Genomic DNA, 16,883 nt, shown 5'->3' with positions numbered 1-16,883 from the left:
TAAATGCAGGAAAAGAAAATTGATAAAAACCAAATCATTGGTTTTGCCTTGATGTTTGTAATTTTTCTAGGTTATTATTTTTTAACCAGACCAACACCAGAAGAAATTGAAGCTCAAAAGCAAGAACTGCTCATCCAAGAGCAGAAACAAAAAGAAGTATCACAAAAAAATACAGCAAATTCTGCTGCAGCAGACTCCTCTGGCGAAAGCACAGATTTCGACACAACACCCACTGAAAATTTCACACTAGAGAACGATAAAATTTTATTAAAATTTTCATCTAAAGGAGCTCAACTAGTTCACGCAGAATTAAAAAATTATAATGCTTATGATGAAGTCTCTGAAAATCATCAAAAACCATTGCTATTAATCGACAATCAGAATTCAACTTTCGGGTTTCATTTTACCGATACTCAAGGAAGAAAAGTAGACTTGAGCAAGAGAAATTTTAAAGCCTTAAAAAATGGCAATACCATTATTTTTAGCACCCAAGAAAATGGTGGAGAAATTCAATATGAATATACGCTAAAAAATGATTTTGATTTAGATTTCAACTTACGTTCGCAAGGTTTTAATAAAATTTCCCCTGATAAAACAGTCGATTTAAACTTCACGCTACATGCTTTGAGCCAAGAAAAGGGGAAATCTTGGGAAGAAAGATACACGGAATTTTATTATAGCTTAAATAATTATAATGATGTTGATTACACTTCTAGCAGCTTTGAAGCCAAGGCCAAAGAAAGTGTAGATTGGATCGCCTTTAAGCAACAATTTTTCAGCACAATTTTAGAAAAAGAACAAGGCTTTAAAAATGTGAAAATTGCCGTTGAAGAAGCAGAAGATTCCATTTATTCTAAAACCTTTACTCTTTTTGCTCCCATTAGCGTCAATGGAGAGCTAAATGAACAAATGCAATGGCATTTCTTACCCTTAGATTATTATTTACTGAAAGATTACAAAAAAGATTTTCAGGAAATCATTCCTTTTGGCTGGGGATTTTTTGGCTGGATTAATGAATGGATTATTCTACCAAGTTTTAAATTCATGGCTACCTGGGGGTTAAAATACGGATGGGTGATTGCATTGCTTACTGTTTTCATCAAACTCATCACCTCGCCCATTATGTACCGCCAGTACCGGCAAAGTGCAATGATGAAGGTGCTAAAGCCTGATATGGAAGAAATCAACCAAAAATACAAAGGGCAAGAAAACACAATGAAACGCCAGCAAGAAACCATGAAGCTTTACCGCACTGCAGGCGTAAACCCAATGGCAGGTTGTTTGCCAGCTCTTTTGCAAATTCCAATTTTTTACGCCTTATTTAATTTTTTCCCGAATGTGATTGATTTAAGAGGAAAAAGCTTTTTGTGGGCAACAGATTTAACGGCTTATGATTCTATTCTAGATTTACCTTTCAATATTCCATTCTATGGAGACCATGTGAGTTTATTTGCCTTACTGTATGTAGTAACGATGATTTTGTATTTCCGTATCTCGGGCAATATGATTTCCGCTCCTCAGCAGGAGGGTATGCCCGATATGCGTAAGCTGATGATGATAATGCCGATTTTCTTCATTTTCTTTTTAAACAGCTATGCATCAGGCCTTTCACTTTATTATTTTGTTTCAAATGCAATTAATATTGGCTTGGTTTTCTTGATAAAAAATGTGTTCATCGATGATGAAAAAATACATGCGAAAATCCAAGCAAACAAGAAAAATCCTCGTAAGAAGAAAAAAAGCAAATGGGCTCAGAAATTGGACGAAGCAATGCGACAGGCTCAAGAGCAACAGCGCATTCAAAATGAAATGAAAAATAAAAAGACTAAATAAAAAAGTGCCGTCTCAATAGAAAAAATTGGGGCGGCTACTTTTTTATTTACCATTAGCCTTTTTCATATTGTAGTAGATAACAATTATCATTAAGATTAATAACAACATACACTAAATAATTTTTGTTTGATTCATTCAAAAAAATCATTATTATGTGCAATCGTTAATACAACTCCTACGAAAAAGAATACAATTATTTTCTCCATCTTCTTAAATCTTATTCTTTCCTTATTAAACCGATGATAAATTGATATTCTTACAATAGCGTTCTCAATAAAAAAATGAATACGCTAATTATTGTAATTCCATGAGTAAGTTTTTTATTTTATTTTCCAAATACGCTACGGGCAAATACCCCCTTGAGCCCAAGAGTCTAATCTCTAATTTTTAAAGGCTTTAGAAATTTTTTATTTTTTTTTTGTTAAATATCTTTTAAATAACCCTGTGATATTTGAGTGTTTTTTGATGATTTTTCAAATAAAAATTATAATATTATCGTTTATTCAAAAATCAGTGGTTTTAAAAATATAGATACTCAAAAAAAATCTTAATTCTTTTTGGTTTAGTTAAAAATATTTTTACTTTTGGCATTCATCATAATTTTTCAAAGCCTAAAGGATTTATCATTTTTTTGAATTTAAGTTTGAATTTAAGCATGTGATTTATTAAATAATTTTGATGAGAAGGTAAATAATTAACTAAAATTTTTAAAAATAAATTTAATTTAGTATGAAGCGTAGATTTTTATTTAATTTATTTCTTCTCTTGTGCAGTTTAAGTTTTGTATTCGCACAGGAAAGAACAATTAAAGGACAGGTGGTTGACAGTAATGGTTTCCCACTGCAGGAAGTTTTTATTTCAGTTCAAGGAACTGAAAATTCAGTTTTGAGTGATGAGAATGGGAATTATAGCATTCAGGCAAAAGAAGGTGATGTGATTGTTTTTGATTACATCGGTTTTGCTAAGAAAACAGAAAAGGTTGGTAAATCAACTAAGGCAATGAATGTCACTTTAGTGAATAGCAATATTCAGGAGCTTAGTGAGGTTGTAACTACAGGAATCACATCTACAGATAAGCGTTTGTTTACTGGAGCTTCTGATCGATTGGATGCCTCTTCGGTAAAAATTGATGGTTTACCAGATGTGAGCCGTGGTCTTGAGGGGCGCTCGGCCGGGGTGACTGTTCAGAATGTTTCGGGGTCTTTTGGTTCTGCACCAAAAATCCGTGTGCGTGGTGCCACCTCTATTTATGGTAGCTCTAAGCCGCTATGGGTGGTGGATGGCGTCATTATGGAAGACGTTGTAGAAATGAATGCTGATGATTTGGCTTCTGGTGATGCTTTGACTTTGATTAGCTCCGCAATTGCTGGGCTAAACCCAGATGATATCCAGAGTTTTGAGATTCTAAAAGATGGCTCGGCTACATCAATTTATGGGGCAAGAGCTATGGCTGGTGTGATTGTGGTTACGACCAAAAGAGGTTCTGCTGGCCTGAGCAATATTAGCTATACAGGCGAATTTACTTACCGCCAAATACCAAGTTATTCTAATTTTAATATCATGAATTCCCAACAGCAAATATCTGTATATGAGGAAATGAGAAATGCAGGATGGCTAAACTACAGCGACTTGGTAAATGCTAGAGAAAGTGGTATTTATGGTAAAATGTATGAGTTACTAAATAAATTGGATTCAAATGGAAATTTCCTTTTGGCAAACACACCAGAGAGCAAAGCGGCTTTCTTGAGAGAAGCACAGTACCGAAATACAGATTGGTTTAAGCAACTTTTTAATTCGAATATTTCACAGAGCCACTCTGTTAGTTTGTCTTCTGGTACAGAAAAATCAACATATTATGCCTCTCTGAGTGCCTTGGTAGACCCGGGATGGACGTTGTCTAGTAATGTTAATCGATATACAGCGAATTTTAATTCTAATTTTAAAATCAGAGATAATTTAAATTTAATGGTATTGAGCAGCGGTTCTTACCGTAAGCAAAAAGCCCCTGGAACTTTAGCTCAAGATGTTGATATAGTTTCTGGTAAGGTAAAAAGAGATTTTGATATAAATCCATATTCTTTTGCTTTGAATTCTTCCAGAACATTAGATCCTGATAAATTCTATACTAGAAATTATGCTCCTTTTAATATTAAACATGAATTAAATGAGAATTATATTGACATCAATGTTGCTGATTTAAAATTCCAAACAGAATTAAAGTGGAAACCTATAAAGTCTGTTGAAACATCACTTCTAGGAGCAATCAAATATCAAAGCACTTCACAAGAGCATCACGTTACTGAATTCTCTAACCAAGCAAAAGCTTATCGTGCAATGCCTAATACAACGGTGAGAGATAATAACCCGTATTTATACACCAATCCTGACAATCCTTATGCTCTTCCGATTAGTGTTTTGCCGGCAGGTGGTATCTACTCAAAAACTGATCATACTATGTATGGTTATGATATGCGTGCTACGGCTTCTTATAAAAATGAATTCAATAATATTCATACCGTTAATTTCTATTTAGGTGCAGAGATGAATGCTGCCGATAGAAAGAGAAATAACTTCACTGGGTGGGGAATGCAATACTCTTTGGGCGAAAATCCTTTTTATATCTATGAATTATTTAAAAAAGGGGTTGAAGAAAACAATTTGTATTATGGGCTTTACAATTCCAAATATAGAAACTTAGCTTTCTTCTCTAATGCAACTTATTCTTGGAAAAAGAAATATACGCTAAACGCCACACTACGTTATGAAGGGACAAATAAACTAGGGAAATCCAGATCTGCTAGGTGGTTACCTACATGGAATATCTCTGGTGCTTGGGATGTCTCTCGTGAAAATTTCTTTGATGATTTGTACCCAACTGTTTCAGATTTAATCGTTAAAGCTTCATATAGTTTAACTGCAGATAGAGGCCCTGCGAGCGTGACTAACTCTTTGGTTGATATCAGGAGTTCAAATTACTGGAAACCATTATCTGAGTATAGAGAAGGCTCGCTATACATCAATCAATTAGAGAATAGCGAACTGACTTATGAGAAAAAACATGAGTTGAACTTAGGATTACAAACGGGCTTTTTAGACAATAGAATTATGTTCAATGCAGATTGGTATAAAAGAAACAATTATGATTTGATTGGCGTTGTAACAACACAAGGCTTGGGTGGGCAAATTCAAAAGTTTGGTAACATCGCTGATATGAAGTCTAGCGGACTTGAGTTATCTCTACAGACAACAAACATCAAAACAGATGATTTCCGCTGGGATACAAGCTTTATTTATTCAAAAATTAAGAATAAAGTAACCAATCTGAAAACACGTGCTCGTACGATTGATTTAGTTACTAGCAATGGTTTTGCTAAAGAAGGCCTGCCTGTGAGGTCTATTTTCTCCATCCCTTTCCAAGGCTTGAACGAAGAAGGTCTACCTACATTTTTAAATCAAAATGGAGAAACTACCGTAACTGACATTTACTTCCAAGAGAGAGAAAAATTAGACTATTTAGTCTACTCAGGTAATGCCGACCCTACAGATGTAGGTAGTTTTGGCAACACCTTCCAGTACAAAGGCTTTAAGTTAAATATTTTCACTACTTATTCCTTTGGTAACGTAGTAAGATTAAATCCTGTATTTAGTAATTCTTACTCAGACTTAGCTGCATTGCCAAGAGACTTCGAAAACAGATGGACTGTCTCTGGAGATGAAAAACGCACCAATATTCCAGTATTGGCTGATAAAAGGATGATTAACGCTTATGGTAGTAATGACTTAGCCATTGCTTACAACGCCTATAACTACTCTACCAGTAGAATTGCCAGCGGTGATTTCATTAGACTAAAAGAAGTATCATTATCTTATGACTTTTCTCATAATCTAATAAAAAATATAGGCTTTAGAAATTTATCATTAAAATTACAAGCTACAAACTTATTCTTACTCTATGCTGATAAGAAGCTAAAGGGGCAAGATCCGGAATTCATTAACTCCGGTGGTGTTGCACTCCCTGTGCCAAAGCAATTTACATTAACCCTAAGAGCAGGATTATAAAAATTTAGAAAAATGAAAAAATATATATTTAAAACAAAAATCATAGCTGCTTTATCTTTATTAACTTTTGCCTCGTGTAATGATTATTTAGATGAGCTCCCCGACAATAGAACTCAAATTGATTCTAAAGTTAAGATTCAGAAGTTACTAAACTCTGCTTATTTATCCAAGAACAGCTACGCTCTAGTAACTGAAATTTCATCTGACAACATTGCTGATTATGGAATTTCAAACCCCAATACTCAGCGGATTCTTGAGCAAATCTCTTATTGGAAAGACATTACAGAAATCAATAACGATGACCTAAAGAATTTTTGGGAAGAATGTTATTTATCCATTGCAAATGCCAACCAAGCTCTTCATTCGATAGAAGAATACCATGGCAAGGAAGATTTGTCTGCAGAGAAAGGAGAAGCTTTGGTCGCAAGAGCTTACTTACATTTTCTCTTGGTCAATGTTTTTTCAAAAAATTATAACCCAGCAAATAGTGGTAGCGACCTAGGCGTGGTTTATATGGAAAAGCCTGAGAAAACACTTAACCCTACCTATAAAAGAGAAAGTGTTGCTTCTATCTATGAAAAAATTGAACGAGATTTAGAAGCCGGACTTCCTTTAATTAATGATGAAATTTACAAAGTAAGTAAATTCCACTTTACAAAAAGTGCCGCTTACGCATTTGCTGCAAGGTTTTATCTTTTCTATGAAAAATGGGACAAAGCAGAAAAATATGCTGACCTAGCATTAGGCAACACCCCAAAGCTAAGAAACTGGGAAAAAATGAGCACACTCTCTAAAAGTGCTAAGGTTCTTTCTAAAGCTTACTTTGAGGACAATTCAAACTATTTGCTTCAAACTTCTACTTCAAACATTGGCTTAATCTTTGGAGCTTACTACACTGGGGGGAGATTTAGCCACACCCAGTTTGTGAATGATAAACTTACCTTCAATGCACCTATGCCTTGGGCACCAAATGGTGTTGAAAGTTCAAGTTTTCACGTTCGCCCAAGCGTTTACCCTGCCACTAACTTAGATAAAGTTTTATTACATAAAATGCCTTATCTATTTGAATATACAGATCCTGTCACTGGAACTGGATATAATCGAAGTGTTTTAACTCCTTTGCATGCAGAGGAAACACTTTTGGTGAGAGCCGAAGCTAGAATTCTGCAAGGAAAGTTTGATGAAGGACTAAAAGACATTCATTTATGGACATCTAATTTCTATAAAGTAAATACGCAAGTGAGCATCGAAGAAAATAACCAGTTCTATGACAATATTCCTTATGCTAGCAGTGAAACACTAAGCGTGAAGAATAAACTAAACCCAGCGTTTACAGTAAGTGCAGGAACTCAGGAAAATCTAATCCATTACTTGCTACACTGTAGAAGAATTTTAACCATTCATGAAGGTCTAAGATGGTTTGATTTAAAACGCTATGGGATAGAAGTTTTTAGAATTCAGTATGATGCATCAAGTATACCTCGCATAGCAGAATCACTAAAGCCCAATGACCCAAGAAGAGCATTACAATTACCCGCTGATGTAATTTCTGCAGGTTTAGAAGCAAATCCTAGATAATTATCATAACTATAAAAAAAATATAAATCATGAAAAATATAAAAATTACAAGTATGCTTTTGGGTGCTTTCCTTTTATTAGGTGGCTGCCAAGAAGATAATGTAGATAAAAACGTTGATGTCATCACTATTGACAGTAGACAACAAACCGAATTTGATGAATATCTTAAAACCATTTTTACAGATAAATATAATATTAAGTTTATCTACAAATGGGATGATAAAGAATCAGACACAAACTACGCCCTTGTACCGGCTCGTCTCTCTAAATCAGTGCAAATGGCTAATATTGTAAAATACTTAGCTTTAGATGCTTACGAATCTGTAGCCCCTGATGATTTTCTGAAAAAATATTTCCCAAAAACCATCATGCTCGTCGGTTCTGCTGCTTACAGAAACAACGGAACAATGGTACTCGGTACAGCAGAAGGTGGCGTTAAAATCACCTTATATGATGTTAATCAATTAAATGACATTCAAGGTAAAACAGAAGAAGAGCTGCAACCAATCATTCAAAGGTTATTTGAGTTCTATTTTAGAACTATTTTTCACGAATTTTCACACATTTTACACCAAACAGTAGATTACACACCTGCTTTTCAACAAATTAGTGAAACTGACTATGTAGGTGGAGAGTGGAACAAAGCATGGGAAGACGGAGAATCTCTGAAAAAAGGATTCATTAGCGATTATTCATCCAAAGAAAGAAATGAAGATTTTGTAGAATTAATAGCTCATTACATTACTACTTCACCAGAAAAATGGGAAGAAAAATTAAATGCAGCCGGAAAAGAAGGAGCTACCAAAATCAATCAAAAAATGAATATCATTTCCACCTATATGGAAGAAAAATGGTCTATTGATATTAATAAATTAAGAGATGAAGTACTGAGAAGAGCTGCTAAATTAAACGAAATAGATCTTAATAAAACTAATGCCTAAAAAGATGAAAAATATAAAATACTTACTTATAGCAATTGTTGGCTTCCTGTCAAGTTCCTGTACCGAAGATTTTACACCTACTTTTGATAAGAATCCTACAGAAAGGTTCTTAGAACAAAAAAATAGATTTAATGAGATCTTAAAAAATTCTGAGCACGGTTGGGTTCTTCAGAGCTTCCCTTCTAGCGATCAACAGCATGGTGGGCATAATTTCTATTTCAATTTTGAAGATAATAATACACTAAAGACCTCTTATGAGTTTCTAGACGTTACAACAAATATCCTAACGTCAACTTACGCCATCAAGCAATCTAGTGGAGTTTATTTATCCTTAGACACTTACAATAACTATGCACACTTTTTCGCAACCCCTACAGCTGATAGATATCAAGCATTTGGGGGAGAATTTGAGTATAATTTACTAGACTCTTCTACAAATGATACCATTAACATCATGGGTAGAAAAACACGCAATAAAATGCGCTTTATCAAATTAAAAGAATCTTGGGCAGATTATAACAACAAAGTAACTGCTAACCGAAATCTCCTCCCCATAGCAAAAATTATAGGTGAACTTGGAGGCAACAATATATCTGTAAACATCAATGAACGCAGAATTCACTTTTCATTCCAAGAAAATGGTGAAAATAAATTGATAGCAGAAGCATTCATTTATACCGATAAAGGAATCTCACTCTATGAACCCGTTGAAATTTTTGGAAAAAAATATCAAAATTTTAACTTCAACGAGGAAAAAACACAAATGCTTCCCGATAATGGAGATCTTGTACTCAAAATCTTCGTTCCAGCAATTGATTTAAGCTCAACGGGATGGGAATTAGACATTTCAATCCCAGAGCAGCGAGCAGATATCATCCAGCAGACGTTTCAAAGTGTTTTTGAAGAAAATCTGAAAAAGGAAGACGAAACACTTCTATCTAAAATCTTCTTTGGAAAACGAGGAAAAGAAGTCGGCATTCAATTTATAACTGGAAAAGGAACTAAATTTTATCTTGCTGCATTTTCATTAAACTTTAGCGGAAGTAGTTTAGGTAAAGAATACTTAGAGATAAAAGAAGCAGGAGAAAGTACTAACTGGAGATTCTATCGTCATTTAAACCCACTGAAGGATATTTTCACAAAAAATACTCCTTATAAACTTGAGCTAAACGATGCTAAAAACCCAACACAAGTGAAGCTCATTAGTGTTGATAATCCAAGTTTTTGGTTTGTTCTCAATAGAAGAAACTCCTAACTAGAAATCTTAGTCAAAAAAAGCAAGGCTTTCAAAAATTTTTGAAAGCCTTGCTTTTTTTTTGTAATTGGTTAACGTGCTTACGCAGCGGTAAGAAGCTTTATTTATTTTCATTATAGCAAGTTTGAATACTTAAACTTATTTTTTTAGACAGGAAATGATAAGCAATAAAACTAGCAATGAGTTTATCAACATTTTGGTTATGATAATAAAAATCGCCATATTCGTTAGTAAATTTATGCTTAGCTTAATTTAATACACCATGAAACACTTAGAAATTGCTTGTTTTACTGAAATCGCTGCGCAAATTGCACTGAAATCTGAAGCCGATCGCATTGAGTTTTGTGATGATTTGTCCTTAGGCGGAACGACTCCAAATTTAGAAATTTTTAAAGGCTTGAAAAAAAATGCGTCGATACCCATTTTTGTGATGATTCGGCCGCGGGGCGGGAACTTTGTTTATTCTAAAGCGGAAGTTCTAAGAATGAGAAACAGCATTGAGCAATTTAGAAATGCTGGAGCAGATGGCTTTGTATTTGGTTTGCTTGATACCAATGGCCATATTGATGAAGAAAATTGTAAAATACTACTAGACATGGCTAGTAATCTCCCCTGCTCTTTCCATCGTGCGATTGATCAGACTCCAATTTTTTTTGAAGGCTTAGAAAAAATCATTGAATTGGGATTCCGTACAGTGCTGACTTCTGGTGGAGCGAGTGCCGCCGAGAAAGGATTAAAAAATATTCAATTGGCTCAAGAAAAATATGGCAAGCAAATCAACATTATGCCTGGTGGAGGAATTAGAAGTAGCAATTTGGCTAAAATCGTGAGCGAATCAGGTTGTAATTGGTTTCATTCTTCAGCAATTGTAGAAAACAGCCAAATTTCTACCACAGAAATTTCAAGGCTTAAAAAAATTCTGAAGTAAATTTTCTAAAGTTTATTCATCTAGAATTTCAGAAACATAATTGAATGAGAGCTCTTGCAAAAAGAGAAATAAAAAATCTACAAAAAATTAATGGGCTGAAGAATTTAAAGGAATGGGAAATCATAGTTTTTATTTTTATGATTATTCCTGTGAATTCTTATAATAATTGATGATGAAATCTTGGTTTTTCATCATCAATTATTAAGATATTTTTAAAATTATTAATTCTGTCATTTTTGAACAAAACGAAAGATGATTAACATTTACTCCTCCTCTTTTTTTTCTTGAGCTACTTCTTCATAGATGACTTTTTCGCTTTTCGTTTCTTCAAATGGGTCTTGTGCATTAGAGAATTCTCTCTTCCCGAAAATTTTCTCTAAATCATCTCTGAATATGACTTCTTTTTCCAATAAAATTTCGGCTAATTGCGTTAATTTATCTTTGTTATCACTTAGAAGTTTAATACAACGCTGGTACTGCTCATCAATAATTCGCTTAATCTCATCATCAATTTTTTCTGCGGTCTGCTCAGAGTAAGGCTTGTTGAATGAATAATCTGATTGCCCCGAACTATCATAATAAGAAACGTGACCAATTTTATCACTCAATCCATAAATCGTTACCATTGCCATACTTTGCTTAAAGGCTCGCTCTAAATCATTTTGAGCTCCAGTAGAGTAATTTCCAAACATAACTTCCTCTGCTGCTCTACCGCCCAGAAGAGCACTCATCTCGTCGAGTAATTGTTCTTCTGTCGTAATTTGCCTTTCCTCTGGCAAATACCAAGCAGCCCCCAAGCTTCTACCGCGTGGAACAATCGTTACCTTTACAAGCGGAGAGGCATGCTCTAGCAACCAGCTGACAGTGGCATGACCAGCCTCGTGGTAGGCGATTCTTTTCTTCTCACTCGATTTTATGATTTTCCCTCTTTTTTCTAAACCACCGATGATGCGGTCTACAGCATCTAAGAAATCTTGACGGTCAATATATTCTTTATTTTTTCTTGCGGCAATCAAAGCTGCTTCATTACAAATATTAGCAATATCTGCTCCACTAAAGCCTGGCGTTTGTTTTGCTAAAAATTCTAAATCTAATTCTTCTTTGATTTTCAAATCTTTTGTATGAACTTTAAAGATTTGTTTTCGCTCATGTAATTCTGGTAAATCGACATAAATCCTTCGGTCAAATCGCCCAGCTCTCATCAAAGCTTTGTCTAGAATATCAGCACGATTGGTTGCAGCCAATACAATGACATTGGTGTTTGTTCCAAAACCATCCATTTCTGTAAGCAACTGATTCAGTGTGTTTTCACGTTCATCGTTACTATTCATCATTGCATTTTTACCTCGAGCTCTACCGATGGCATCAATCTCATCAATAAAAATAATGGAAGGTGATTTTTCTTTTGCTTTTTTGAACAAATCACGTACGCGTGAAGCTCCTACACCTACAAACATTTCTACAAAATCTGACCCCGATAGCGAGAAAAACGGAACTTCAGCTTCACCTGCTACAGCTTTAGCCAACAGAGTTTTACCTGTTCCTGGAGAACCAATCAGCAATGCACCTTTTGGGATTTTACCTCCTAGGCGAGTAAATTTTTCTGGATTTTTCAGAAACTCAACAATTTCCTCTACCTCTTCTTTTGCTCCTTCTAAACCAGCTACATCTTTGAAGGAAACTTTTACCTTCTCATTCTGGTCATAGAGTTTTGCTTTTGATTTACCGATATTAAATATTTGCCCACCAGGACCTCCTCCCCCAGCGCCCATTCTTCTGAAAATAAATGTCCATAGAAGTCCTATCAAAAGTATCCAAATCAATATTTGTACAATCACATTGACCCAAGGATTATTCTCCTCTATACTCATTGAAACTTCTGCTTTAGTTTCCTCGGGGAGTTGATCAAATTTTTGTAAAAATAAAGTTCTATCTCCCACGGTAAAGTGCATATTGGGTGACTCACCTAGAAAACCTGGTGTTTGCTTTAATCCCTTAAATTCAGGTTTTTCTAATGCCTCTGAAGTTAAATAAACCAAGACTTTTTCTTCATCTTTGTTTAATGTAAATTTTTGTATATACCCATCGCGAGCGTATTCAAAAAACTGAGCTTCCTTGATTTGTTTTGCTCCATTATTCAATCCTCCGCTCATGAAAAAAAACCATCCCACTAAAAATAGAGCCAAGAGGGTGTAAAGCCAATTTAAATTAAAACTAACTTTTTTTCTATTGTTATTATCTTCTTTTTTGTCCATTAATTCAGTTCAATGTTAATTTTTTTAGCATCACCCCACATACTTTCGATATCATAATATTCTCTGATATGCTTTTGAAAAACGTGCACGACGATAGAAGCATAATCGAGTAAAACCCACTGCGCATTATCCTTCCCCTCAACCTGCAAAGGTCGCTCTTTTAGTTCATTTCTCACTTTTTTCTCTACCATGCTGGCAATAGCAGAAACTTGCGTATTTGAATTCCCGCTGCAAATCACAAAATATTGACAAATCGCATTGTCTATCTCTCTCAAATCTAGAATGGTGATGTCCTCTCCTTTCACATCTTGAATACTGTCAATAATTTGATGAAGTAGTGGATTTTCTTTTTCTGTCATTCAAAAAATTTAGTTTAAACTACAAAAGTAGTAATTATATCATATATTATAAAATATGTATACCTTAGAGTTTCAATATGAAAAATTTTACTTATCTCAGATATAAAACTTTGGGGTCTACAAATCAAAAGTTGTACCAACTGGCAAAGAACAATTTCCCAGAATTCACCGTTGTATCTACCGAGCATCAGACCAGCGGCAAAGGGCAGCGCGGCAGTACTTGGGAATCATCTGCGAATGAAAATTTAACGTTCAGTTTCCTTCTTCGTTTTGATGATTTCCCCAGCCACGAGGCGCATTTAATTTCCATTTGGGTATCGATTTATTTACAAAAATTCCTGTCAGATTGTCATATTGAGTCAAAAATCAAATGGCCCAACGATATTATAATTCATCAAAAAAAAGCGGGCGGAATTTTAATTGAAAATCAAATTCAAGGGCAAAAAATTCAATTTGCAGTTGTGGGAATTGGGCTAAACGTTTATCAAAAAAATTTTCAAGGCTTAAAAAAAGCAACAAGTATTCAAAATGAATTCCCTGAATTTTCTAAAGGCTTAAAAAATTTTGAGATGAATTTGATAAACTTTTTATTTGAAAACCGTAAAAAACTTAAGCTAGAAAACAAAAATAATTTATATCAATCTTATAATCAACAGCTATTAGGTTTTCAGAAAATCAATACATTTGAGCAAAATGGGGTGTGCTTTTCTGGGATTATATATGGAATTGATCAGCATGGTCGCTTGCTAGTAAAGAGAGAAAAGTCTGAGGTAATTGAAAGTTTTGACATCAAAGAAATTTCTCTAATGTATTAAATTATTAAATTTGAATCATGAAGAATCAAGTGGTATTGGTAAACGAAAAAGACGAGCGTTTGGGGCTTATGGAAAAATTAGAAGCTCATGAAAAAGCTGTGCTCCACCGAGCTTTTTCCGTTTTTTTGTTTAACGAAAAAGGAGAAACATTGCTGCAAAAAAGAGCAAAGACAAAGTATCACAGCCCTCAGCTATGGACTAATGCGGTATGCAGCCATCCATTTGATAATGAGAGTTATAAGGCGGGTGCCTTACGGCGACTACAGGAGGAATTAGGCATTGAATTAAATGATTTAGAAGAAAGCTTTCACTTTATCTACAAAGCTGATGTGGGGCAAAATTTATGGGAGCATGAATTGGATCATGTTTTTGTAGGCAAATATGATGGTGATTTTAATTTAAACCCAAAAGAAGTTTCTGAGATTCAATGGATTTCTTTGGATAAACTTTTTTTAAGCCTTAAAAAAAATCCTGAAATTTATACCGAATGGTTCAAAATAATTTTAACCGAGTACAAAAATAATTTATTATGAAAAAAACACCGCTTAATCAAATTCATGAAAATTTGGGTGCTAAAATGGTGGAGTTCGCTGGCTACCAAATGCCTGTTCAATATTTTGGCGTAAAGGAAGAGCATATGGCTGTACGCGAAAATGTAGGCGTTTTTGATGTTAGCCACATGGGGCAATTTAAAGTTACTGGTAGTGATTCCCAAGCCTTAATTCAAAATTTAATTTCTAATGATGTTTCTAAATTAAAAGTCGGGCAAGCACAGTATTCTTGCTTGACAAATGAAAAGGGTGGAATCATAGATGATTTAATCGTCTATAAACTAGCTCAAAATGATTTTATGCTAGTGGTTAATGCCAGCCGAATAGATGTGGATTGGGATTGGATTTCAAAACACAATAACTTTGATGATTGTCAGTTAGAAAACATCAGCGAGCAAACGGCACTGATTGCTGTGCAAGGACCGAATTCTACAAAGGCTTTACAAAATTTAACGCCTGTTGAATTAAATAAAATTCCGTATTACCAATTTAAGCAAGGAAACTTTGCTGGGATTGATGATGTCATCATTTCTGCCACGGGCTATACGGGCTCGGGCGGTTTTGAATTGTATCTGCCAGCAGAACATGCGGAAAAAGTTTGGCAAGCAATTTTTGATTCGGCTGAAGCTTTCAATATTTTACCTTGTGGATTGGCTGCCAGAGATACTTTACGTTTGGAGAAAGCCTATTGCCTATATGGTAATGACATCAATGAAGAGACTACTCCCCTAGAGGCTGGACTGGGCTGGGTTACAAAACTCCATACAAATTTCACTGGGAAGGAAGTCATTGAACTACAGAAAAATAAAGGGGTTACTAGGAAATTAATTGGCTTTAAAATGACTGAGCGAGGAATCCCTAGGAAAGGCTATGAAATATTTAATGAAAAAGAAGAAAAAATCGGTGAAGTAACTTCTGGAACGCAGTCTCCTATTTTAAATGAAGGCATTGGCTTAGGCTATGTAAAAAAAGAATTTACAGCCCCTGGAACTACAATTTGGCTGAAAATTAGAAATAAAAATGTGGGTGCAAAAATTGTAAAAACACCTTTTGTTTAATTTATTAAGAAACAAACAATGAAAAGAACCTTTGCAGGAGTTGAAGAAAAATATGGTTTAGAAGAAAATGCTAAAGTCATTTTAATCCCCGTCCCATACGATGGGACTAGCACTTGGGGGAAGGGAGCTGATAAAGGCCCTGAAGCTTTTTTGAATGCCGCAGAAAACATGGAACTTTATGACATCGAAACTGCTAGTGAGCCTTATTTAAACGGTGTTTATCTTCACGATAGTGTAGATGAGAATGATAGCCCTGAAAAAATGACAGAGGCAGTTTATAAAACCGTAAAAAATAATTTGGGGAAGGGTAAGCTCGTCACTTTATTTGGAGGAGAACATTCCATCAGTATCGGTGCCATGCGTGCTATGCATGAACATCATGGTAAGTTGAATATTTTACAAATTGATGCTCACACCGATTTACGCCCAGAATATTTAGGCAGTCAATGCAATCATGCTTGTGCAGTCTATGAAGCGAGTCAAAAAAATAACTTGATACAAGTTGGAATTCGTTCGATGGATGCTTCTGAGGTAGAACATATGAACCCTAAAAATGTATTTTTTGCACATGAAATTTATGAACAAAAAAATTGGCAAAAAGAGGTTTTGAAGCGCTTTAAAAAATTACCAGTTTACATTACGATAGATTTAGACGGATTTGACCCGTCCATTGCACCTTCTACAGGAACGCCAGAACCTGGTGGATTAGGATTTTATGAAGTTTTAAAACTACTCAAAAAAGTCTTTAAAAAATATGAAGTCATCGGCTTTGATATTGTAGAATTAGCTGCGAGAGAAGATGAAAAATCAACAGATTTCTTAGCTGCAAAATTGTATTACAAAATGCTGGCTTACTACTTTAACAAATAAAAATTAAAAAAAGCGATGAATCTATAAAATTCATCGCTTTTTTTTAAGCCTTAAAAAATTTTTAAGCCTCTCCTTTCGGACCGAAATTCAGCGGAACCTGACCTTGCTCTGGCTCTTTAATTTCACCAAATTGATTTTCAAATTTATTGATATTATCTACCAACGCTTGTGCTAATCGCTTAGCATGCTGTGGAGTCAATACAATTCTAGATTTCACTTGTGCTTTAGGCATTCCTGGCATCATTTGAATGAAATCAACAACAAACTCTGTATTTGAATGATTGATAAGAGCTAAATTTGAATAGATTCCTGAAGCTGTTTCAGGATTGATTTCAATATCGAAATTTTTTACTTGCTGATTTTGATTATTATTTTCCATAA

Annotated in this window: 13 protein-coding genes; 10 read left to right on the top strand and 3 right to left on the bottom strand. The window is 34.6% G+C overall.

The window, feature by feature from the left end; all coding sequences use genetic code 11:
• Nucleotides 1-3: 3 nt before the first annotated feature.
• The 6 genes from yidC (at nt 4) to D5J18_RS06375 (ending at nt 10,594) form a co-directional block, all read left to right on the top strand.
• The gene (gene yidC, locus D5J18_RS06400; RefSeq protein WP_119058183.1) at nt 4-1,833 is read left to right on the top strand and encodes a membrane protein insertase YidC; all 1,830 of its coding nucleotides are present in this window, start codon (nt 4-6) and stop codon (nt 1,831-1,833) included.
• A 729-nt stretch (nt 1,834-2,562) separates the two neighbouring features.
• Entirely contained in the window at nt 2,563-5,892 is a 3,330-nt protein-coding gene (locus D5J18_RS06395) for a SusC/RagA family TonB-linked outer membrane protein (RefSeq protein ID WP_119058182.1), read from the top strand.
• A 12-nt stretch (nt 5,893-5,904) separates the two neighbouring features.
• Nucleotides 5,905-7,470 carry a RagB/SusD family nutrient uptake outer membrane protein gene (locus D5J18_RS06390; RefSeq protein ID WP_119058181.1) on the top strand — a complete coding sequence of 522 codons (1,566 nt, stop codon included), beginning with the start codon at nt 5,905-5,907 and terminating at the stop codon, nt 7,468-7,470.
• A 29-nt stretch (nt 7,471-7,499) separates the two neighbouring features.
• The gene (locus D5J18_RS06385) at nt 7,500-8,411 is read left to right on the top strand and encodes a zinc-binding metallopeptidase (RefSeq protein WP_119058180.1); all 912 of its coding nucleotides are present in this window, start codon (nt 7,500-7,502) and stop codon (nt 8,409-8,411) included.
• Between the two features lie 4 nt (nt 8,412-8,415).
• Nucleotides 8,416-9,666, top strand: coding sequence for a DUF4302 domain-containing protein (locus D5J18_RS06380; RefSeq protein WP_165844973.1), 1,251 nt, complete (start codon nt 8,416-8,418; stop codon nt 9,664-9,666).
• Nucleotides 9,667-9,928: 262 nt separating this feature from the next.
• A complete protein-coding gene (locus tag D5J18_RS06375; RefSeq protein WP_119058178.1) occupies nt 9,929-10,594 on the top strand; it encodes a copper homeostasis protein CutC in 666 nt (221 codons plus the stop codon).
• Between the two features lie 263 nt (nt 10,595-10,857).
• Here the strand turns inward: D5J18_RS06375 and ftsH are convergent, their stop codons facing one another.
• Together ftsH and rsfS are read right to left on the bottom strand one after the other, a co-directional pair.
• Nucleotides 10,858-12,849 carry an ATP-dependent zinc metalloprotease FtsH gene (gene ftsH / locus D5J18_RS06370; protein ID WP_119058177.1) on the bottom strand — a complete coding sequence of 664 codons (1,992 nt, stop codon included), beginning with the start codon at nt 12,847-12,849 and terminating at the stop codon, nt 10,858-10,860.
• Entirely contained in the window at nt 12,849-13,208 is a 360-nt protein-coding gene (gene rsfS / locus D5J18_RS06365) for a ribosome silencing factor (protein ID WP_119058176.1), read from the bottom strand. Before rsfS ends, ftsH begins: the two co-directional genes overlap by 1 nt.
• A 77-nt stretch (nt 13,209-13,285) precedes the next feature.
• On the opposite strand from rsfS, the gene D5J18_RS06360 reads away from it, so the two are divergent.
• From D5J18_RS06360 to speB, 4 genes are read left to right on the top strand one after another with little or no spacing between them, the layout of a single operon-like run.
• Entirely contained in the window at nt 13,286-14,023 is a 738-nt protein-coding gene (locus D5J18_RS06360) for a biotin--[acetyl-CoA-carboxylase] ligase (protein ID WP_119058175.1), read from the top strand.
• 17 nt (nt 14,024-14,040) lie between these two features.
• A complete protein-coding gene (gene idi / locus D5J18_RS06355) occupies nt 14,041-14,556 on the top strand; it encodes an isopentenyl-diphosphate Delta-isomerase (RefSeq protein ID WP_119058174.1) in 516 nt (171 codons plus the stop codon).
• On the top strand, nt 14,553-15,632 hold the full coding sequence (gcvT, locus tag D5J18_RS06350) for a glycine cleavage system aminomethyltransferase GcvT (RefSeq protein ID WP_119058173.1): 1,080 nt from the start codon (nt 14,553-14,555) through the stop codon (nt 15,630-15,632). The genes idi and gcvT overlap by 4 nt, the downstream gene beginning before the upstream one ends.
• An 18-nt stretch (nt 15,633-15,650) precedes the next feature.
• On the top strand, nt 15,651-16,502 hold the full coding sequence (gene speB / locus D5J18_RS06345) for an agmatinase (protein ID WP_119058172.1): 852 nt from the start codon (nt 15,651-15,653) through the stop codon (nt 16,500-16,502).
• 61 nt (nt 16,503-16,563) lie between these two features.
• Here speB and D5J18_RS06340 read toward each other — a convergent pair whose 3' ends face one another.
• The gene (locus D5J18_RS06340) at nt 16,564-16,881 is read right to left on the bottom strand and encodes a DUF3467 domain-containing protein (protein WP_119058171.1); all 318 of its coding nucleotides are present in this window, start codon (nt 16,879-16,881) and stop codon (nt 16,564-16,566) included.
• Between the last annotated feature and the right edge of the window lie 2 nt (nt 16,882-16,883).

The sequence above is a fragment of the Candidatus Ornithobacterium hominis genome, assembly GCF_900538215.1.
Lineage (GTDB): Bacteria > Bacteroidota > Bacteroidia > Flavobacteriales > Weeksellaceae > Ornithobacterium > Ornithobacterium hominis.
The sequence above is the reverse complement of the archived record's forward strand: the minus strand, read 5'-3'. Positions and strand labels throughout refer to the sequence as shown.